Origin of the sequence: Pontibacter ummariensis (assembly GCF_900188175.1) — a bacterium.
In the GTDB taxonomy this organism is placed as follows: domain Bacteria; phylum Bacteroidota; class Bacteroidia; order Cytophagales; family Hymenobacteraceae; genus Pontibacter; species Pontibacter ummariensis.
This window is the reverse complement of the sequence record NZ_FZOQ01000028.1, coordinates 31,210-50,407: the sequence shown is the minus strand read 5'-3', so window position 1 is coordinate 50,407 and position 19,198 is coordinate 31,210. Positions and strand designations below refer to the sequence as shown.

Genomic DNA, 19,198 nt, shown 5'->3' with positions numbered 1-19,198 from the left:
ACTGACCAAGGGTATGCTTTGTGCTAGCCTGCTCTAGGGTAGCTTCGACAGGTGGTCTCTTGTGGTGATACCTTTCTTTAACAGTGCCAGGGCCTTTTCTAGCTGCGTGTCTTTTCCGTTTTGCACGTCCTTTATTTTTAAGGGAACCTGCACATCGGGCTGAATGCCATAGCCCACAAACTGCCTGTTATCCCAGAACAGGTCGCGCTTGGCGCACACGGCGCCAAAGCCGCCACCGGGTAGCATAAAGAAAACAGGCTGCCCGGTGCTGCCCCCGGTTGCCTCGCCTATGACCAGGCCACGGTCTGTGCTGAGAAAGGCCAGGGTGAAGTCTTCTGCCGCAGAATAGGTCAGGGGGCCTGTTAGCAGGAAAACGGGCTTGTTATAGCGCTTGTCTTTGTAGGGCTTCCAGTCATAACTGGAGACCTCCGTGGAGTAAGGGTTATTGCCCCACGGCCGCTGCACGCCCTGGTACTGCAGTATATGGGTTTTGCCCGTCTGAAAGGGCTTATCGGTTAAATAACCCAGTATCTCATGGCCATAGCCTCCGTTACCGCCGCCATTTGTGCGCACGTCTATGATCAGGGCATCCGTTTTCGCGATCTGTGAAAAGACACTATCAAACTGCGCCACCACCCGCGGATCGTTAAAGGTGTGAAGCTGCAGGTAACCTACATTGTTTGGCAACACGCTGTACTCGAGAGGGGTTTGGAACATCGGGCTCGGGAAAAGGTTGCCTTTATAATAGTCGGCGCGTGGGACGTCGAAGCTTTTCGCCTTCCCTTTTTTGTCCACCACCTCTAGCTTTGCCTTTTCGGCTACGTTACCGGCCGTCAACCAGTAATACATGACCCGGGCAGCACTGTCCTGCGGGGTGGAGTAGCTTGCCTTACGCGCCCGGTCGGCCATTCTGGCCGCCACCGGTATCCCATCTACGGATGTGATTTCCATGCCTTCCCGTATCCCGAGGTCCCTTAAGCGCTTGTCCAGCACTTTCCAGATAACCGGCTTGCCCTCGATGGGGTGTACCAGCATCGGAACCACTGCCTTTGTTTGTGCCGTCAGCTGGGTGGGGACAAGTACCAGGCTGTGCCCGTCCTTTAGGTGATGGTAAAAAGACTGGAGCTCCTCATAGTAAGCCAGCGTGCTTTTGGTGTGCTGCACCTTGGGGATAAAAGCCAGGTAGAGGCTGTCGAAGTCCAGGCGAGGCACCAGGTCAAAGTTCGCATAGTTCAGCTTAGCCTCCATCCACAGCTTCGAAAGGCCCGCTATTTTCTCCTGTTCGCTTATGTTGTCCTGGTAGGGTGTCTCCAGCGTGCGCGACTGCCAGCGGGTAGCATAATGCGCTAAATAGGCAGTAGAATCGAACACAGGCGTTTGCGCCGAAGCGGTTAGGGTGAAAAGGCAGCCGGCAGCAAACACTGCCTTGCGGACCAGGGATGTAACTTCCATAAAACTGAACTTAAGTTGTAAACCTATTCAAGGTATAAACTCTGCTGCACTGTTGCTACAGAAGGGGGGAAATTAAGTTAAAGGGAAAACAGGAAGGGGGGCCTGCCCCGCTGACCGGGCCTGTCTTTACCGAAGAGTGCTAGGTTTTCAAGAAAGTATAACGCAAAAGCATGGAAATCAGTAAAGTAATAACAAATCTTTGCTATTTTCTATATGCTGACACTCGGAATCAATGCCGCTTACCATGATTCGGCGGCTTGCCTGGTTGAAGACGGACGTGTAATTGCTGCTGCTGAAGAAGAACGCTTTACCCGCATCAAGCATGGCAAACGCCCTGTGCCTTTTTCAACCTGGGAGTTACCCTACCATGCCATTGATTATTGTCTGCGCGAAGCCGGGACAGGCTTAGAGGATGTGGATCACGTGGCCTATTCCTTCGATCCCTACGTCATGCTAGGCAAGCACGCTCCGGATGACTTCGTGCACTTGCCTATCACCAAAGCGGCCCGCCGGAAAAAAGGGGACTGGGATTCGATATACGACCCGCTGTTTCTGGCCTATATCGTAAACGCCCCCAACCAGTTGGTGGACGGCTACCCGCACCATCTACAGGAAAGCTTCCGTGCAGCAAAACAGAAGGGCAAGTTCAAGTGGCACTTTGTAAAGCACCACCTGGCGCATGCCGCAAGTGCCTTTTATGCGTCGCCTTTCGAACGTGCCGCCTGCATGACCCTGGATGGACGCGGGGAGGACGCCACGACCACTTACAGCTACGGAGAAGGCAAAAAGCTGGAACTGCTGGGGCAGGTGAACTTCCCGCACTCCCTGGGGCTTCTGTATGAAAGCGTTACAGCCGATCTGGGTTTCTTGCATTCCTCTGACGAGTACAAGGTGATGGCCCTGGCCTCTTACGGGGAGCCGTGCTTTTTGAGTGACTTCCGGGAAATCATTCAGCTGGGCGAAAACGGGAACTATGAGCTTGGTGAGCTGCGGTTTGAGGAGCGTTTTGGCAAGCGACGCAAAAAGGGGGAGCCCTTCGGAAAGCTGCATTTCGACATCGCGCGTTCCTTGCAGTTTGCCATAGAGGAAGCTGCCCTTGCCTTAGCCGATCAGCTGTACGAAAAAACAAAATCCGATAACCTGGTGATGGCCGGTGGCGTGGCGCTGAACTGCGTGATGAACGCCTATATCCGGGACAAAGGAAAGTTCAGGAACGTGTGGGTGCAGCCCGCTGCCGGAGATGCCGGCACTGCCCTTGGCGCCGCCCTTCGGGTAGATGCGCAGGAAAGGGGAGATACAGCGCGTTCGTGGGAAATGACCCACCCTTACCTGGGACCCGGTTTTTCGGATGAGCAGATCGAGGAGTTCTTAAAGTGGTCGAAACTACCGTACCGCAAGGCGGAAAACATTGCGGCGGAAACCGCTAAAATCCTCGCCGAAGACAAGATAGTGGGCTGGTTCCAGGGGCGCATGGAGTTCGGTCCCCGTGCCCTGGGTGCCCGTTCTATCCTCGCTTCACCGATCAATCCGGACATGCAGGCAAAGCTAAACGACATCAAAGACCGTGAAGATTTCCGGCCCGTGGCACCTGCCGTGCTGGAGGAAGAGGCGGCCGAATGGTTTGTGGGGGCCACGAAGCCCTCGCCCTTTATGCTGTTCGTGTTTGACGTGCGCGAAGACAAAGCCGAACGGCTCAGCGCGGTGCGCCACGTGGACGGCACAGCGCGCGTACAAACCGTGCGCCGGGAGCAGAACCCCGTTTATTACGATCTGATAAAGGAATTCCAGGGCAGAACAGGGGTTCCGGTACTGGTTAATACATCATTTAACACAAGAGGCGAACCGGTTGTCTGCACACCGCGCGATGCGATCGAGTGTTTCTGGACGTCACCGCTGGATGCGCTGGCTATCGGTTCTTTTTTGCTGGAAAAGAGATGAAAGTTTCCGTTGTCATTCCAACTTGCAAACGCCGCCACCTGCTCGAGCGCTGCGTGAAGGCGCTGATGCGGCAAAAGTTTGCCGCCACGGCGTATGAGGTGATCGTGGCAGACAATGCGGGCGAAGCCGGGTTGGAAGGGTTTATCAGCAGTTTAGCAACACAAACGGATGTGCAGCTGCGTTATGTGTGGGCCGCTTCCAAGCGAGGGCCGGCGCACGCCCGGAACATCGGCTGGCAAGCTGCCAAAGGGGAGATTATTGCCTTTACAGACGATGATTGCATCCCCGACGAGCATTGGCTGGCCGAGGCAGTGAAGCTGTTCGAGGACCGGGAGGGAATAGCGGTGGTGACGGGCAGGACGCAGGTCCCGCTTCCTCCCTTTCCGACCGATTATGAGCTGAATGCCTCTTATCTGGCAACGGCCGAGTTTATTACCGCCAATTGCTTTTGCCGCCGCCATTGCCTGGAGGTAACCGGCGGGTTCGACGAGCGGTTTGTGGCGGCCTGGCGCGAAGACGCAGACCTGCACTTCAAATTGCTGAAGCACCGCTTTACTATTGTGCGCGCGCAGGAGGCCGTTGTCGTGCACCCCGTACGTCCGGGACATTTTGGGATTAGTGTGCGGCAGCAGCGCAAAATCATGTTCGACGCGCTTTTGTTTAAAAACCACCCGGAGCTTTTCTGCCCGAAGCCCAGGGCGTGCGTGCGTCGTTACTACTACACGCTCGGCGCTTTCCTGCTTGCTACCCTCCTCACTTCGGTCGGGTACGGGGGGGCTGCCACCGCTTTCTTTTGCTTGAGCCTGTTCTGGACGGCCATGTTTTGCTATGAAAGGCTGAAGGCCACATCGCGCTCCCCTTTACACATATTTGAAATGGTGGTGACCTCCATCCTGATTCCTCCTACCGCCATTTTCTGGCGTATCTACGGCGGAATCAAGTTCGGCGTATTCTTTTATTAATTCTCATCTTAAAGACTTCAGAAATGAGTGAAATGCCAAATTTTTTGCAGATCGAGCCGGTAGGCCAGTGCAACCTAAAATGCCAGATGTGTCCTATTCAGTTTCGCACCGACGGAAAAGATGGAAAGCCGCTCGCGTTCATGAAGTTCGATGATTTTGTGAAACTGATCGGGGAGTTTCCGGAGATACAGGAGTTGCACCTACAGGGCCTGGGGGAGCCGATGATGCACCCGCAGCTCTTCGAGATGGTGGCCTTTGCCGCGAAGCGTGGTATAAAGGTCAGCACCAATTCCAACATGACGCTGTTTAGCCAGCGGCGGGCCGAGCACTGCGTTACGAGCGGGTTGGACAGCCTGCATGTGTCAGTGGACGGGGCAACGGCAGAAACCTTCGAAAACATCCGGGTAGGCGGGAAGTTTGAACGCGTGATCTCCAATGTCGAGATTTTAAAGAAAGCCAAGGAGAAGCTTAAAAGCGAAACACCGCACTTACGGCTGATTTATGTGCTCATGCGGCAAAACTTGCACGAACTGCCCGACTTTGTGCGGCTGGCCGAAAAGCTTAACGTGCACGAGATTTTTGCACAGCACCTCTGCCACGATTTTCAGGAGTCCACCCTTCCGGAGCACTATAGCCCCATGCGGGACTTTGTGAACGAACAGACCCTGCTGCATGAGGCGGTAGAGCGCGTGCAGCACTTCTTTGACGAGGCCCGTGCCCTTGCCCAAGAGCACAAGGTAAGCTTGCGCTTGCCAGCCGTGCGCCCTTCCGAGAGAACCACCACTGCCCGGGGGCGCAAGCGTTGCAGCTGGCCCTGGGATGGCATGTACTTCAGCTACGACGGCCAGTCCATGCCCTGCTGTATGATTTCTACCCCGGATCGCTTTAGCTTCGGCAGTGCCGTAAAGCAAGGGGCGCGCCAGCTGTGGGAGGGGGAGCGATACGAAAGCTTCCGCCAGAGCTTAGACTCTGAGGAACCACCGGAGATCTGCCGCTCCTGCGCCATCTACCAGGGGAGGTTCTAAGCTTGTTTTAAGCCTCACTTCGTTTTCCTTGCCACGATCAGGCGCCCCCCGCTGCTGGGTGGCGCGGAAAGGTCGACGGTAGAAGCGTAGTGGGCCAGGCGCTCTAAAACGCTGTCGGGCAGCCGGCGCCAGACCTTCCCAAACACACGGTGGCGACCGAGCTGCAGCATTTGCATCAGCTCCAGCATGTCCCAAAGGCGGACAAGCGGCAGACGCAGGTAGGGGCGCACTGTTTCTAGTTCGAGGCCGACCGGTGCTAAGCGCTGTGCCCACTCTTCCACCGACCACAAGTTCAAATGCTCGAAATGGCGGTTTCGCTTGTCTGCGTATCGTTTCAGGGGCAGTGCCAGGGCTTTGGAAAAGGCTTCGGTAGGAGAGGTGGTGATCAGGCGGCCACCGGGTTTCAGTGCTCGTGCGATGGCGCTTAGGGCATCGTTTATCCGGGCCACGTGTTCCAGTGCGGAGTTAGAAAAAATAGTGCTGATGCTTGCAGGGGGCAGCGCTGCTTCCTCTACTGGCGCGGCGATTCGGCGGGCGTAGAGCTGGCGGAGGACAGCCCGTTCCAGTGCCTCCTGGTCCGGGTCCAGGCCGACCTCTATCTTCGGCAGCACCATGGCCGATAAAAATCCATCCCCGCAGCCCAGATCAAGAACGGGTGCCTCATACTCCTGCTCGCGCAGGGCGGCTATTTCAGCGGCGCGCCAGAAGCCCAGAGACGGCCCGAGCTTTTCGAGCAGGTAACGAAAGTCGTGGGCGTTCATGTACAGAGGGCGGGTGTCGAATCGGGCCATATCAAGAGCAGCTTTACGTAGAACAAAAGAAATTGCAAAACCTGGTTTAGTCTTAAAGCAGTTCTGAGTGGCGCGAGCGTTTTATCACTTTTTCGGCTGCTGCCAGTACCTCTGAAACCGTGATGCTTTCCATGCAGGGATGCCCGATCGGGCAGGTGCTATGCGTGCAGGGCCGGCAGTCCACTTCGTGGGCAATGATGCGGAAAGGGCCGGGGGTTAAAGCGCCGTAGCGCAAGAGGTCGGCACCACCGAACAGGGTGACGGTAGGCGTTTGAAGCGCATAAGCGATGTGGGCAGGACCGGTATCATTTGTCAGCAGCACATGGAGGCGCATTAGGACGGCTCCCAATACGGGCAGCGAGGTGCGGCCCACCAGGTTGAGGGCCGGAACATCTAAAAGCTGCCACATGCTTTCTGCCGTTTGCTGCTCGGCCGGTTCGCCCAGCAGAACAACCGTTCCCCCATGCCGTTCCTGCAGGGCGGTTGCGACTTCGGCATACCGCTCCAGGTGCCAGCGGCGTGCCTGGTCACGGGCAGCAGGATGCAGCCCTATAAAGGGCGGATCTGCTTCGCTAAGGAGGGCTTTTGCCTCCTGGTGATCCCCGGGCCATAGGGTAAACTCGGTGTGCTTGCCCTGCTCGGGTGCGCCCAGAAATGTCGTCATCGCCAGGACCCGGTTGATCTCGTGCCCCTCCAGTGGGATGGGCAAGGCGGCATCCAGGCGACCGGCACCGTCGTTTTGCCGCACATAGCCGGCCGTGGCTCCAGCGCCCAGCATCAGTGTGAAGGGATTGGTATAAACGCCGGAGCCCTGCAGCTGTATCGCTAAGTCAAACTGTTCTTCCTGCATCTCCTGAAAGAAAACGAGGGCTTGGCGGGCATCGAAAAACTGTTCGGCGAGGCCCGGAAAACCGGGAAAGGCAGCGTAGCGGTCAACATAAGGGCACCGCACAGCAAGATCACGCAAAATAGGCAGCGTGATCATGGTGATTTCTGCCGCTGGCAGGGCTTCCCGTAAGGCACGCAGCGCAGGGGTGGCGCAAACAAAATCACCGATGCGGGATGCCCGTAAAACAGCCACTTTGCGGGGTGACTTGGGCAGGCGTTTTAACAGGCCGGGTGTGAAGGGGAGCTGTGCGTCAGTCATTGGTATCTAACAAGTTATAAGAGGAAAAACCGGGGTGCTGCATCTCCTGCTTGTACTGGTGTTCCCAGCAAAAAGATGTTTTTAGACGGCCTGTTCCCTTGTTAAACAGCCAGGATGCTTCTCTAAGGTAAACGGTCATCTGTTGCGCGTGCGCATTCGGTCGGCTATTCTAGCAGCTGGCTTGAGTGGGGGAACGGAAAGCAGCACAAGGCATCACAGCCGCTCTGCTGTGGTCCTGAGGTAATCATGGCGCAGCCATCTTTAGTTTTTCCTGACACGATGAACCCAAGAGCGGGCAGGCAGGGTGTCCTTCTGTTAAAAGGAGTGGGACATTTTTGGACTGGAATTTTAAGAGCTGGGCAAAATGGCTTAACTTACTGCTACGATCGCTTTCAAATCAGGCTGGATAACCGTTCATCCTGCGTTCTGATAACAAAGCATAGATACTTTAGCAATCCACCATCAACAGACATGCATAAACCTTTGAATGCCTTACCGGGCAAGCGGTTCTTACACAGAACGGCATTCCTATTCGCGACTACCTCCTGCCTGTTCTTCCAGGTTTCCTGCCAAAAACCTCTGTCTGCCGAAAATCAGGTGGTGCGTACGGCGGGTTCCAACATTGTGGAACTGGAAATAGACCAGCTGCAGCAGAAATACAAAGAGGGCACGCTGACTGCCAAAGAAGTGGTGCAGGCCTACCTGAGCCGCATCGAGGAGATTGATGATAACGGTCCGTCGCTTGGCTCTATCATAGAGGTAAACCCGGATGCGCTCCAGATAGCAGAAGCACTGGACAAAGAGAGAAAAGAGGGGAAGGTGCGGGGGCCGCTTCATGGGATACCGGTCGTGCTGAAAGACAACATCGACACGCACGATAGAATGGCCACCACTGCCGGTTCCAGGGCCTTGGCCAACTCCTACCCGCTGCAGGACAGTTTTGTAGCCAAGCAGTTAAGAGAGGCCGGTGCCATTATCATTGGCAAGGCTAACCTGAGCGAGTGGGCAAACTTCCGGGGCGAGCTCTCCACGAGTGGCTGGAGTGGCCTTGGCGGACAAACTAAAAACCCTTACGTCCTGAGCCGTAACCCCTGTGGGTCCAGCTCAGGCTCTGCCGTGGCCGTGGCGGCTAACCTGACCGTGCTTGCCATTGGCACAGAAACAAACGGTTCTATTGTCTGCCCGGCGCATGCGAGTGGGGTAGTGGGCATCAAGCCAACTGTGGGGCTCATCAGCCGGTCCGGTATTATCCCGATCTCTTATACGCAGGACACGCCAGGCCCGATGGCGCGCACGGTGCGCGATGCGGCCATTGGCTTAGGCGCCATGGTAGGAGTGGACGCTGCAGACGAAAAGACGCTGGCCAGTGAAGGGAAGGTTTACAAGGACTACACCCAGTTCCTGAAAGCAGACGGCCTGAAGGGCAAGCGAATCGGTTTTTACAAGGCACCACTCGGGGCCAACTATAAAGTGGATTCCCTCATGTACCAGGCAATCGACTTCCTGAAAAGCCAGGGTGCCGAGATTGTGGAGATCGATGCCATAGGAAGTCCTGGGGTCGGAAACCACTCGTTTGAAGTGATGCTGTATGAATACAAGCACGGGCTAAACGAGTACTTCAAGTCCCTGGGGCCAGATGCCCCGATTAAAAGCGTAGAAGAATTGATCGCTTTTAACAAAGCAGACACCCTGGAGTTGAAGCACTTTAACCAGCGCTTCCTGGAAATGGCCCAGGAAAAGGGAGACCTGAATTCGAACGAGTACCAGGAGGCCCTGGCCAAGTTGATGAAAGGCAGCCGTGAGGAGGGCATAGACAAAGTGATGGATACCCATAAGCTGGATGCCATCGTGGCCCCAACTGGCGGCCCTGCCTGGAAAACAGACCTGGTAAACGGGGATAGCTTTCAACTGGGAAGCTCTTCACCTGCCGCTCATGCCGGCTACCCGTCTATTACAGTTCCCATGGGCTTTGTAGAAGAGTTACCCGTGGGCATTTCCTTTTTCGGAAAAGCCTGGAGCGAGCCGGTTTTACTGGAAATTGCCTATGGCTATGAGACCGGGACGAAACACCGGAAAGCACCTAAGTTTCTGCCATAACAAGCTAAATTCCTACCCTGCACCGGACGAATCCTTACTGCAGTAAAGGGTTGGGCCGAACAGGAGGCAGGCAGTAGCACTGGCAAATTGTGATACAGAAAGCCGCTCTATGCATGTAGAGCGGCTTTTCTTATCTACAGGAGATCCGGGTGGTGGGTAACAGAAAGGGGAAGACCTGCTGCCTTCCCCTTTCTGACAATAGCTTGCGCATCTTTTAATACTTTACTTTTAGTACTTTTCCTTCTGCCAGGTTGGTAACATAGGCATTTCTGGCTCCGACCAGTTCCATGTCAGAGGCAAAGCTAAGCCCGGAACGTAACACGCTTGCCTCATCGCCTGTCGCCTGGATGATCTTGCCTGTGCCTGGCATCCATCCCGCTTCGCCGGAGGCAGCATATTGTAAAACAAGCGGTAAGCCGGGCATGCCCATTTCTATGTCCACCAGCGTCGTGAAGCCTTCCTGGTACAGGGACACGTCGCCCGCTGCGCTAACTTCATAGATCCTTGCCTGTCCTTCCGGAAATGGAAAGCCAGTGAGCGTGGTTACAAGAAAACGGCCCTCTTCATATACAATGCCTGTGGGCACCGGATCAATAAACTCAGGCCCTACAGGAGTAGGGTTCTTTATCTTATCAAAGGTCACAAAAACACTCAAATCACCGGTTTCGGCATCGCGGCGAATGATAGAGTTGGCTCCTGCGTCTACTATGAACAGGTCTCCTTCAGGTCCTCTTGTCAGCTTATACATGTTCGACTCCTCAAAGCCCTGCCCCGTAACAAAATCTCCTATTTCATAATAGGTCAGGTCGCTTGCCTGAATAGGTATATCGCCAGGTACAAAGTTAGCGACATTGGCCTTGTAAAGCCTGCCTGATATACCGTGTAAGATCCAGAGAGAGCCGTCTTCATACAAGAGATGGTTTAAGCCGGCTGGGTCTCCTTCAGGACCTATCACAGATGGAAAACCTTCGATAGCGGTATAAACTTTTCCGTTTTGCGTGATGACAGATACTTCGCCGTCATTCATGCCTGTTCCGGCTTCCGTTACCCACAGCCTGTGGTATTTGTCCATCTCCAGGCCAATGGGAGTGGAGAGCCCCGTTGCAAACTCTTTTACATCTGGCTTTGAGGGGTCACGGTCGTCCAGGTAATCGCTTAGGTGCTCACAGGAGCTCAGCACGAACGCTAGCAAAAACGCCAAAAGAGGGAAAGTTGATTTTTTCATAGCAGATATTTAATAAGTTAAACGATTGTAGTTGAACTAACGGAAGTCTAAAAAGGATGTTTAGCCATATGCTTATGTTTTTTATTTGAATTGGATAATATCATTGGTGTGAATGTATCAGGGCTTGCACTGTCCGGATGAGTTCCTGTACAGAACATCCTGAACATGGTGGAAAGAGACACCAGCTAAACAGTGTGTGGAGCCGGTTTGAGCGGCTGTGCCGGCCCTGTTACAGGCCTTGCTCAATTTTGTAATAGGCTATGGGACGCTGCTGGTGCCATCAATCCTCTGCACTGTGAAGCCGGAGGTGCTTTTGCGGGCTTTGTTCCATTGCGCTAACTCTTTTCACATGATCTGGCAGCTTTACCTACTACTGAGCAACCTGATCTCCCCCTGGGGCAAATAAGGCTCCTGAAGCTGACTGACGATGACTGAATGCTGCAAGGGGATCCAAAGAGCAGGCTCTGGGGCTGATAGTACCGGGCAGTTCTAACGATGCAGAGGGCGGGTGAGAAACAGCACCTGGTGTTGCCATAACGGGTGCGGAGAAGCATTTTTTGGGCAAAAGCCGGGTGGTAGGAGACAAAGGAACTGCGTGAAGCGATAATGTGCCCCCGCGCGATGCCCGGGCACACAGCCTGGTAGGAGCCAGCCTCTACAATACAGAGGGGCTACCGGCGTCGCCTTCGGAGCAGACGGTTGGGTGGCAGAAAGTGAAGCTTACTTAGCCTGTCCGTTTTAAACGCAGCGGCCTTGGCGGGTTTTGTTCGTGCATAGCCCAGCTGGCTAATTAAAAGGGCTCTTCTACCCATAGCTTTCGGGCTACCCCCAGGCCTACAAAATTTCCCTGTCCGCCGCCTCTTAATAAGATGGCGACGTTTTGGCCCTGCCGCAACTCGCTTAGGCTAATCGTACGACCCTCTGCATCCACGATCTGGGTGATGGGTTCCACCAGCACAAAGGCCCGGTTAAAGCGGGAGTCCGGCGAAGGTAATCCTTCCACCTCCAGTATAACCTGCCCCTGGTTGTACTGGCTTCTAATGATGCTCCCCCTCACGTCCACGCGCTGGGGCGCCATGCTTTTATAGGTTTCGGACGCTGTTTCGACGGTGCCTGCTTCGTTGCTGGTCCGGCAACTGCTCATCCCCAGGGCAATTAAGATGCAGAAGACCATAAGGCCCTGCTGTATATGTTTCATCCCCATCTGCTCATCTTTTAGGTTTGCCTTTTATAACGGGAGCAAGCCCTCACGGGATGTATTGTTGGGGCTAAGAGGCTGTAGGGAAGGGCTGGTACAGCAGGACAGGGAGACTATTTTTGGCTCCCCGTCGTAGTAGTGGTGCCTGTGTGGTTGATTAAGATTTCCCCGTTTTTTGCCACAAAAGCAGCCTTGTTGAAGATGTTGTTAAAGTCTTTCTCCAGATCCCCTTTATAAGCGACGATGTCCGCGATGGCATTTGGTTTTAGCACACCCAGCTTATCTTTAGCACCGATAAACTCAGCGGCGTTACTTGTGGCGTACTGTAGTATCTTATGCGCGGGAATGCCGGCGTCGAGGTAAGCCACGAAAACATTTTTAGCTGCATCACCACGGGACATTCCGAAATCTACATAAATGTCAGAACCGAACACAATCTTTACCTGCTGCTTCTCGGCAGACTGCAGGCGCTTATTTAAAACCTGCTTAAAGCTGTTTGCCTGTTCGTCTGTCCACCCGCCGTCTTTGTGGTACTTGATCCCGATAGGGGCGACGTGGTAATCTGTTGGCACTAAATAAACATCGTGCTTGGCCATCAGGGCCAGCGAGGCATCATCAATTCTGTAGCCATGCTCGATGCCGTCTACGCCTGCCAGCACGGCACTGGTGATGGAGGCTGGACTGTTGGCGTGCGCTGTGACCTTTTTCCCGAAGCCATGCGCCATTTCCACAATGGCCTGCATCTCATCCCGTGTTAAGGCAGTGTTGTTAGGAGAATTATCCGCACATATTTTAATGAGGTCGGTACCGTAGTTAATATGTTCTCTTACTGCAAAGCGGGCATCATCGGGGCTTTTGATGATACGGTATTCTGTTGCGGCCAAATGCCCGTAATCATGTGAAAGACCAAGGAACTGCCCACCGACAGAGCTCAGGATGGGGCCTGAAGCGAACATTCTGGGACCTCTGATAAAACCTTCGTCAATCGCGTTGCTCAAAGACACGTCCAGGAACATGCCGGAGTTGCCCAAGTCTTTCACAGTGGTAAAGCCAGCGGCTAAATAAGACTCCAGTAGCTTAACGCTCCGCAGTGCGCGATAGGCGCCATCCTGGGTGGTAATGTATTCTACGGTACCGCCAATGGTGTTCTTGTCTGGCGCTAAGTCTGTCAGTAAGTGGGTGTGCGAATCTATCAGGCCGGGAATAACCGTATGGTCTGTCAGGTCGATGACCGTAACGCCCTTTCCGGGTTTTAGGTTTCTGCCCATCTCCTTGATCACTTTGCCTTCTACGAGTATGTCCCGGGACTCCAGAAACACGCCTTTCTCTGCGTCAAATATTTTCCCGGCTTTTATTATGTAGGTTTGTGCCTCCTGTGCGTGCAGCAGGAAGGGAATGGCTAAGAAGGTGAGGAGTAAAGCAAAGAGTTTTTTCATGATGTAGGGTGTTGCTGACTGCAAGGCCTTCTGAGTTGGCGCTATAGTATCGAAAGTACGACAGCCCGGCTTTCATGCAGAAAAATAGCATCTACCTGAAGTAGATCCAAACGCCAAATACGAACGACAGTGCTGGCCTGAAAGGTAGGACAGAGATGTAATAAGGAAAGAGGTCGTACCTTGCCAGGGGCTAAAGGGTATCCTTCTTTTTTATACAAACTGAAAAGGGTTTCCGGTTGCAATATGACTTACCCTGGTGCCCGGTACTTTAGGCTGCAACCACTTGGCGGCATATTCCATACCGGCTTCTTCGCTCACGGCATGGCTGAGCACCAGTAAGTTCGTTTTCTGCCCCATTCGTAAACCATCCCGTACGCGCTCCACTGTTTCCCACTCCCGTGTCTCACCACTTAGGATTAAATCGGGTTTGTACTCCTGGATAGCAGCTATCTGCCTTTTACTGTCCATGTAGCCAAAGGCCAGGTAAACTGTACGGCAGTTCTGGTTTAGGTTACCTACCACGCGTACCGAAGGAATACCCAGCTTTTCTTTCGTAAGAGCCACGATGGCTTGTAAAGGCATTGGCTGGGCTAAGGTGATTATTCTTGGGTTGTCTGCATTATAATGATTTTCCCAGCCTAGTTTAATTAAGTTGCCCATGATGATGCCGTCTGGCTTGTGGGCATGCCAGTAATCGTGGAAGCGCCATATCGCTATTTTGTGTTTATCAAGCAGCGCTGCTTTGTAGCGGTAGGCATCGTCCTGCATGAGCCAGTCAATTTGGTCCTCGTTGTTATAAAAAGGTGTTTCATGTGCGATGATAAAGTTTGCCCCGGCTTTGGCTGTTTTCTCAATCACCTCCACAGTAGGGAACATGGTCGTTACAATTCCCGTCACTTCCTGCTCCAGGCTGCCAGACCGTAGCTGATCGACGGTTTTAGCGAAGGGAGCACCAGGGATTTCTTTCAGGATGGTGTCAATGACCTGCCCTACAGTGAACCTCCTTTTTACCGGTTGCAAGCTTTCGGCAAGACCGATACCCGGCACAGCCATGATCATGGAGGCCCCTGCTATTTTCGTGACATTGTTTAAAAACGCTCTTCTCCCGTTCAGGGGATGTCTGTTGTTCTTCTCCATAATAGACCAGGTTTTTAATTTTAGATAGACAGAACTGAAAGTAGCATATTTTATGCAGGGCAGCAAGCGCTGTATGTGGCTTTCCTGCGCGTTTGAGTTGCCTGTACCTGCTGCCAGCAGGTGTACCCGTGGCCCGCCGTAACCAGCTCCTGTCCTTTGTGATAAGTAGATCCTTAGCACCTGCTGCCTGCTCTGGTCCTTTTTTCTATTGACAGGCAAGTTTGGGTAGCCGGGTTTCGCCGGGCTTTTGGAACTAATAATCATGCAACACGCAGCCGAAATTGTGTAACAGCTCCGGCAACTCCGCTATTTACCTTTGTCATGTTCAAAATATGTAACAAAAGAAACAAGAACATGAAAGACCTACAATTCAAAACGAACATCAACTGCGGAGGCTGTGTATCTAAAGTAACTCCAGTGCTGAACGCCAGCGAAGGCGTCTGCGAGTGGAACGTGGACACGTCCAACCGCGACAAAGTACTTACCGTGAAAACAGATACGCTGTCTGCGCATGAGATCATTGCGGCAGTAGTGAAGGCTGGCTTTAAGGCAGAGGCGCTTTAGCGAAAAGCCCACAGTTCGCCAGCGGCAACCTTTTTTCCCTCCCACCTGCTGCGAAGACTCTTCTCTGAGCCTCTGATTTCATTAAGACTAGAATTATCACCATAAGGTAGCTGCCCCTGAAAAGGCGGACGGCCACCTTATTGCCCATACCATTAGCTACAAAATAAAACCATGAAAAAAACAGTACGAACCGCTATCGGTGTGGCAGCTTTAAATGTGCTGCTGCTCCACCAGGCTAACGCCCAGATCGACCTCCGCTTCCCGGCCACGCCGGCACCGGACACTACGCAGGCAGGCAAGCCATACTTCAAGTCAAGCATCAACGGGATTATCACGGCGTCAGGCTTTGTGCAGGATGGTACCTTTGGCCTGGGCGACGGTGCCATTACCATGTGGGCCAGCCCCCAGCAGCCTACCCAGGAGGAGTACCAGTTTGGCGGCGACCTGCGCAAGACCTGGCTCATTTTTAAAGGCACGGCCTATCACCTGCCCCACGGCATCACCGCCACCGGTCGTGCCGAGCTAGACTTCCTGGGAGGCACGGCAGGGGGAGGGGGCTTTGCCGACGAAAACCTGCTGCCGCGCGTGCGCCTGGCTTACGTGGAGGTGCAGAAAGGGCAGACGAGGCTGCGCCTGGGCCAGAACTGGACACCCTTGGTGGCGCACTTTCCGAACTCCGTTACGCACTTTGCCATGGGCTATGGCTCGGCAGGCGGCATCGGCTTCCGCAACCCCGGCCTATTCCTCTACCAAGGCCTGAGCAGCCCAACAGCCGCCACCAAAGTACGCCTCGACCTGGCTGTGTTCCGCGGCTCCTGGACCGGCCCTAAAGCCGAAGCAGACGGACGTGACGAAGGGGAGATAGGGACACCGCAAACAGAAATTGGCCTGAACATCAGTAACCAGACCCAGCCGCTGAAATGGGAGGTGAACCTGGCCGGCCACTACGACCGCAAGCGCCTGGTGCAGGGGGATACCCGCAGCAACCTGGAGGGCAAAGCTGTGCAGGCAGGCACAAAGCTGGAATACGGTAGGGCCATCCTGCAGGGGAACGCTTACTGGGGCCGCGCCATCGGCCAGAGCTGGGGCCAGTTGCTGCAGTTCGGTGACATAGCAGGCTACGGGGCCTGGGGGCAGGCCGGGTACAAATTCGGCAAGCATATAAGCGCCTGGGTCATGTATGGCCAGGATAACCCGAACGATGGTGATGTATTGGCAGAAGTATCCGGTAACGCCCGCCTCAAGAATGAGATCATCGTGCCCATGCTCCGCTACGACGCGGGTCCGCTGGGCATCGCCCTGGAGTGGTACCGCGCCAACACCACCTGGAGACTGCTGGAGAACGGGCAGGAAGTCTACGCAACCAGTTCGGCGAATCAACTTGCTTTAGGTGCCCAGTTCGCCTTCTAATTCCTATCAATCTTTAAACGCAACAAAAAATGGAAAAATCATCTGTTCGAAGCTTTATCCTGGTAGCCAGGATACTCATTGGAAGTACGTTTTTAGTGGCAGGCCTGCACAAGGTCCTGTTCTGGGACGGGCCGGCCATGTGGATGGCCTCGAAAGGCTTGCCCTTTGTGCCGTTCCTGTTGGGAATCGCCACGGTAACCGAACTGGCAGGGGCAGTACTCCTGTTCGCCGGAGTTAAAGTGAAGCAAACGGCAATCGCGCTGATCCTGCTGTTACTGCCCATGACCCTGATGATGCACACCTTCTGGAACATGGAAGGACCGATGCAACAAACCGCCGTCATGGACTTCATCCAGAACCTGTCCATTATGGGCGGACTGGTGGCGCTGGCCGCTGTGGTGCATCTTTCAGCGAAACTTTCCTTAAACGCAAGATAAGTTCTCCACCAAGCCGTGTTTCCTGGATACGAAGGAGCACGGCTTTTAAACTTTTAAGAAATGGGACATCACCACCACCACCACCACGGACCCCACCATTACAATCCTGCTACAGGCAACATACGTTTCGCCTTTTTTCTTAACCTGGGCTTTGCCCTGTTAGAGCTGATCGGAGGCTTCTTCGTCAACAGCATGGCCATCATGAGTGATGCCCTGCACGATTTTGGTGACGCCTTTGCCCTGGGCCTAACCTACTTCCTGCAGCGGAAGTCGGGACAGGAGGGCAACGAGAACTACACCTATGGCTACAAACGCTATTCAGTTGCCGGGGCTCTGCTCACCTCGCTCATACTGCTAGCCGGCGCCGGCTTTGTAATAACAGAGGCGGCCCAGAGGTTGCTGCAGCCGACCATGCCAGAGCCCCTGGGCATGCTGCTGTTTGCCGTGTTGGGGATACTTGTAAACGGGGAGGCTTTTTTCAGGCTAAAAGGCGGAGGCAATTTAAACCAACGCGCTGTGTCGCTGCACATGCTCGAAGACCTGTTGGGATGGCTGGCAGTGCTGGTGGCTAGTATTGTGCTGCTCTTTTTTGAGTTGCCGTGGCTCGACCCGCTTTTATCTCTGGCCATTTCGGTTTACATGCTGCTGCACGCTGTGAAAAGTGCCTGGGCTGCTTTAAAGGTCTTTCTGCAGGCAAACCCCTTAAGCAACCGTTTAGAAGAGGTAAAAGGTAAGCTGTTAGCACTGGACACTGTGCGGGATGTACACCAGCTCAGGGTGTGGTCGCTGGATGGGGAACACCACGTATTGTCTGCCCACGTGGTCGTTTCAGAAGCTCAAAAGCCTGCCGCCGTAGCAGCCCTCAAAAGTGGGATTAGAAATGCCCTGAAGCCTTTTGCCATTACCGATGTAACCCTGGAACTGGAGTTGGAAGCAGAAAGGTGTGCACACAGGGTGTGAGGGACTAAAATCATAAAAGGAAAGCCTGGCAGGATGTTGAACTGCCAGGCTTTCCTTTTTTATCAGCACCTGTTCAAAGTACCTCCAGGTTTCCCATCATGCCTACATCTTCGTGCTCCAGTATGTGGCAATGGTACATCACCTTGCCTGTGTACTTCCGGAAGGGTATTGCTATACGGACAGTACTATTGGCAGGCACGTTTACCACATCTTTCCAGGCGCGGAAGGGGGCCGGCTCTCCGTTTAGGGATATAAGCTGAAAGGGGAACGTGTGCAGGTGAAAAGGGTGGTCCATGCCCATGGGGTTCACAATGTCCCACACTTCCAGGGTGTCGGCACGGGCGCTGAGGTCCGTGCGGTGGTGATCGAAGACCTTGTTATTGATCGTAAACTGCAAAGGCTGCATGGTCGCGCCAAAGGTTAAGGTCTTATGGTCTGTTGCCGTGGCTAAGTTCAGTTCGGGTATTTCGAGCAGTTTCTCCGGGAGATGCACGGTATTGGTATCGCCCTGCACCTCAAAGGTGGCCAGCAGGGCACCCTCCACCGGGGTATCCTGGCTGGGGCCCATCGGCGTTCTTTTGTAAGGCAGGTTCAGGAGACTTAGCGTGGAAGCTTCTGTGGCTTCAAGTAAAATATCTGCCCTTTCGCCAGGGCTTAGCAGCAGGGTGTCCACCGAAACAGGCTGCTCCAGAAAGCTGCCGTCCAGCCCGATAACCTGTAGTTTTTTGCCCGGCACTCCCAGCTTATAGTAACGCGCCGCAGAGGCATTGACAATTCTGAGCCGCAGCAGTCCTGTTGGTATTGGCAGAGTAGGCCTGCTTTCTCCGTTTACCAGCACCAGGTTTCCTTCCTTGCCTCTGCCCCAATCCATCCCTTCGTGCGGGGCTACCTTCCCGTTTTCGATTTGAATGTCATGCAGCACCAGTACTTTTTCTGTAGCGGATGCCAGAGGTTCGATGCGATCAAGGGGGCCTCTGATGATCATGGGGCCGGACAAGCCTTCGAACAGCTGACGGGTGACGCTGCCATGGGCATGCGGGTGATACCAGTACATGCCGGCGCTCCCGGCCTGTGCTTCAAACGCGTAGGTAAGCGTAGTGCCTGGCGCTACGACCTCGTGCGGCTTGTCATCTTCCGGCGACATAAAAATACCATGCAGGTGCAGGTTAGAAGGCACTTGCAACTGGTTATGGAAGCGAACCATTACCTGGTCACCTTCCTGTGCTTCGAGCAAAGGGCCCGGGAAGCTGTTGTTGTAGGTCAGGACTTCAGCCTTTTGGCCGGCGATCGTTAAAATGCTTTTCCTGGCAGTCAGGTCAAACTGTAACGTTTTACTACCGGGGTTTGTAAGTGCGTTCATAGTTTTGCTTGTTTACGGTAAGCAAAACTATGAAAGAGCACAGGGGTAGGTGTTACAGT

At 54.1% G+C, this 19,198-nt stretch carries 16 protein-coding genes; 8 read left to right on the top strand and 8 right to left on the bottom strand.

What is annotated here, in order from left to right; all coding sequences use genetic code 11:
- Window positions 1-33 precede the first annotated feature (33 nt).
- Complete coding sequence (locus tag CHB92_RS21650) at window positions 34-1,452, bottom strand: S41 family peptidase (RefSeq protein ID WP_089321331.1); 1,419 nt, start codon at window positions 1,450-1,452, stop codon at window positions 34-36.
- A 213-nt stretch (window positions 1,453-1,665) separates the two neighbouring features.
- Between CHB92_RS21650 and CHB92_RS21645 the strand changes: the two genes are divergently transcribed.
- From CHB92_RS21645 to CHB92_RS21635, 3 genes are read left to right on the top strand one after another with little or no spacing between them, the layout of a single operon-like run.
- The gene (locus tag CHB92_RS21645; RefSeq protein WP_089321330.1) at window positions 1,666-3,390 is read left to right on the top strand and encodes a carbamoyltransferase family protein; all 1,725 of its coding nucleotides are present in this window, start codon (window positions 1,666-1,668) and stop codon (window positions 3,388-3,390) included.
- Window positions 3,387-4,352, top strand: coding sequence for a glycosyltransferase (locus CHB92_RS21640; RefSeq protein ID WP_089321329.1), 966 nt, complete (start codon window positions 3,387-3,389; stop codon window positions 4,350-4,352). The genes CHB92_RS21645 and CHB92_RS21640 overlap by 4 nt, the downstream gene beginning before the upstream one ends.
- 32 nt (window positions 4,353-4,384) lie before the next feature.
- Complete coding sequence (locus CHB92_RS21635; protein WP_218824291.1) at window positions 4,385-5,377, top strand: radical SAM protein; 993 nt, start codon at window positions 4,385-4,387, stop codon at window positions 5,375-5,377.
- A gap of 14 nt (window positions 5,378-5,391) precedes the next feature.
- Here CHB92_RS21635 and CHB92_RS21630 read toward each other — a convergent pair whose 3' ends face one another.
- Window positions 5,392-6,168, bottom strand: coding sequence for a class I SAM-dependent methyltransferase (locus CHB92_RS21630; RefSeq protein WP_089321327.1), 777 nt, complete (start codon window positions 6,166-6,168; stop codon window positions 5,392-5,394).
- A gap of 52 nt (window positions 6,169-6,220) precedes the next feature.
- Window positions 6,221-7,315, bottom strand: a complete 1,095-nt coding sequence (locus tag CHB92_RS21625) for a glycosyltransferase family 9 protein (protein ID WP_089321326.1) — start codon at window positions 7,313-7,315, stop codon at window positions 6,221-6,223.
- 471 nt (window positions 7,316-7,786) lie between these two features.
- On the opposite strand from CHB92_RS21625, the gene CHB92_RS21620 reads away from it, so the two are divergent.
- The gene (locus CHB92_RS21620; protein WP_089321325.1) at window positions 7,787-9,412 is read left to right on the top strand and encodes an amidase; all 1,626 of its coding nucleotides are present in this window, start codon (window positions 7,787-7,789) and stop codon (window positions 9,410-9,412) included.
- A 214-nt stretch (window positions 9,413-9,626) separates the two neighbouring features.
- Here CHB92_RS21620 and CHB92_RS21615 read toward each other — a convergent pair whose 3' ends face one another.
- The 4 genes from CHB92_RS21615 to CHB92_RS21595 all read right to left on the bottom strand — a co-directional run bounded on the left by CHB92_RS21615 (window position 9,627) and on the right by CHB92_RS21595 (window position 14,408).
- Window positions 9,627-10,637: a ScyD/ScyE family protein gene (locus CHB92_RS21615; protein WP_106219205.1), complete on the bottom strand. Its 1,011-nt coding sequence runs from the start codon at window positions 10,635-10,637 to the stop codon at window positions 9,627-9,629.
- Between the two features lie 790 nt (window positions 10,638-11,427).
- Window positions 11,428-11,835 carry a hypothetical protein gene (locus CHB92_RS21605; protein WP_106219204.1) on the bottom strand — a complete coding sequence of 136 codons (408 nt, stop codon included), beginning with the start codon at window positions 11,833-11,835 and terminating at the stop codon, window positions 11,428-11,430.
- A gap of 113 nt (window positions 11,836-11,948) precedes the next feature.
- Window positions 11,949-13,271 (bottom strand): metal-dependent hydrolase family protein, encoded by a 1,323-nt coding sequence (locus CHB92_RS21600; protein WP_089321321.1) that lies wholly within the window; start codon window positions 13,269-13,271, stop codon window positions 11,949-11,951.
- A 210-nt stretch (window positions 13,272-13,481) separates the two neighbouring features.
- Entirely contained in the window at window positions 13,482-14,408 is a 927-nt protein-coding gene (locus CHB92_RS21595) for a Nif3-like dinuclear metal center hexameric protein (RefSeq protein ID WP_089321353.1), read from the bottom strand.
- A gap of 354 nt (window positions 14,409-14,762) precedes the next feature.
- Here CHB92_RS21595 and CHB92_RS21590 point away from each other — a divergent pair, with 354 nt between their 5' ends.
- The 4 genes from CHB92_RS21590 to CHB92_RS21575 all read left to right on the top strand — a co-directional run bounded on the left by CHB92_RS21590 (window position 14,763) and on the right by CHB92_RS21575 (window position 17,779).
- Window positions 14,763-14,972 carry a heavy-metal-associated domain-containing protein gene (locus tag CHB92_RS21590; protein WP_089321320.1) on the top strand — a complete coding sequence of 70 codons (210 nt, stop codon included), beginning with the start codon at window positions 14,763-14,765 and terminating at the stop codon, window positions 14,970-14,972.
- 171 nt (window positions 14,973-15,143) lie between these two features.
- The gene (locus CHB92_RS21585; protein ID WP_089321319.1) at window positions 15,144-16,382 is read left to right on the top strand and encodes a hypothetical protein; all 1,239 of its coding nucleotides are present in this window, start codon (window positions 15,144-15,146) and stop codon (window positions 16,380-16,382) included.
- Window positions 16,383-16,411: 29 nt separating this feature from the next.
- Window positions 16,412-16,819: a DoxX family protein gene (locus CHB92_RS21580; protein WP_089321318.1), complete on the top strand. Its 408-nt coding sequence runs from the start codon at window positions 16,412-16,414 to the stop codon at window positions 16,817-16,819.
- Window positions 16,820-16,879: 60 nt separating this feature from the next.
- Window positions 16,880-17,779, top strand: a complete 900-nt coding sequence (locus CHB92_RS21575; RefSeq protein ID WP_089321317.1) for a cation diffusion facilitator family transporter — start codon at window positions 16,880-16,882, stop codon at window positions 17,777-17,779.
- Between the two features lie 73 nt (window positions 17,780-17,852).
- Here the strand turns inward: CHB92_RS21575 and CHB92_RS21570 are convergent, their stop codons facing one another.
- Window positions 17,853-19,139 (bottom strand): multicopper oxidase family protein, encoded by a 1,287-nt coding sequence (locus tag CHB92_RS21570; protein WP_089321316.1) that lies wholly within the window; start codon window positions 19,137-19,139, stop codon window positions 17,853-17,855.
- Window positions 19,140-19,198 lie beyond the last annotated feature (59 nt).

What these genes read in the sequence shown, in the direction of transcription:
- CHB92_RS21650 (WP_089321331.1), bottom strand. Translation starts at nt 1,452, where the DNA reads ATGGAAGTTACATCCCTGGTCCGCAAGGCAGTGTTTGCTGCCGGCTGC.
- CHB92_RS21645 (WP_089321330.1), top strand. Translation starts at nt 1,666, where the DNA reads ATGCTGACACTCGGAATCAATGCCGCTTACCATGATTCGGCGGCTTGC.
- CHB92_RS21640 (WP_089321329.1), top strand. Translation starts at nt 3,387, where the DNA reads ATGAAAGTTTCCGTTGTCATTCCAACTTGCAAACGCCGCCACCTGCTC.
- CHB92_RS21635 (WP_218824291.1), top strand. Translation starts at nt 4,385, where the DNA reads ATGCCAAATTTTTTGCAGATCGAGCCGGTAGGCCAGTGCAACCTAAAA.
- CHB92_RS21630 (WP_089321327.1), bottom strand. Translation starts at nt 6,168, where the DNA reads ATGGCCCGATTCGACACCCGCCCTCTGTACATGAACGCCCACGACTTT.
- CHB92_RS21625 (WP_089321326.1), bottom strand. Translation starts at nt 7,315, where the DNA reads ATGACTGACGCACAGCTCCCCTTCACACCCGGCCTGTTAAAACGCCTG.
- CHB92_RS21620 (WP_089321325.1), top strand. Translation starts at nt 7,787, where the DNA reads ATGCATAAACCTTTGAATGCCTTACCGGGCAAGCGGTTCTTACACAGA.
- CHB92_RS21615 (WP_106219205.1), bottom strand. Translation starts at nt 10,637, where the DNA reads ATGAAAAAATCAACTTTCCCTCTTTTGGCGTTTTTGCTAGCGTTCGTG.
- CHB92_RS21605 (WP_106219204.1), bottom strand. Translation starts at nt 11,835, where the DNA reads ATGAAACATATACAGCAGGGCCTTATGGTCTTCTGCATCTTAATTGCC.
- CHB92_RS21600 (WP_089321321.1), bottom strand. Translation starts at nt 13,271, where the DNA reads ATGAAAAAACTCTTTGCTTTACTCCTCACCTTCTTAGCCATTCCCTTC.
- CHB92_RS21595 (WP_089321353.1), bottom strand. Translation starts at nt 14,408, where the DNA reads ATGGAGAAGAACAACAGACATCCCCTGAACGGGAGAAGAGCGTTTTTA.
- CHB92_RS21590 (WP_089321320.1), top strand. Translation starts at nt 14,763, where the DNA reads ATGAAAGACCTACAATTCAAAACGAACATCAACTGCGGAGGCTGTGTA.
- CHB92_RS21585 (WP_089321319.1), top strand. Translation starts at nt 15,144, where the DNA reads ATGAAAAAAACAGTACGAACCGCTATCGGTGTGGCAGCTTTAAATGTG.
- CHB92_RS21580 (WP_089321318.1), top strand. Translation starts at nt 16,412, where the DNA reads ATGGAAAAATCATCTGTTCGAAGCTTTATCCTGGTAGCCAGGATACTC.
- CHB92_RS21575 (WP_089321317.1), top strand. Translation starts at nt 16,880, where the DNA reads ATGGGACATCACCACCACCACCACCACGGACCCCACCATTACAATCCT.
- CHB92_RS21570 (WP_089321316.1), bottom strand. Translation starts at nt 19,139, where the DNA reads ATGAACGCACTTACAAACCCCGGTAGTAAAACGTTACAGTTTGACCTG.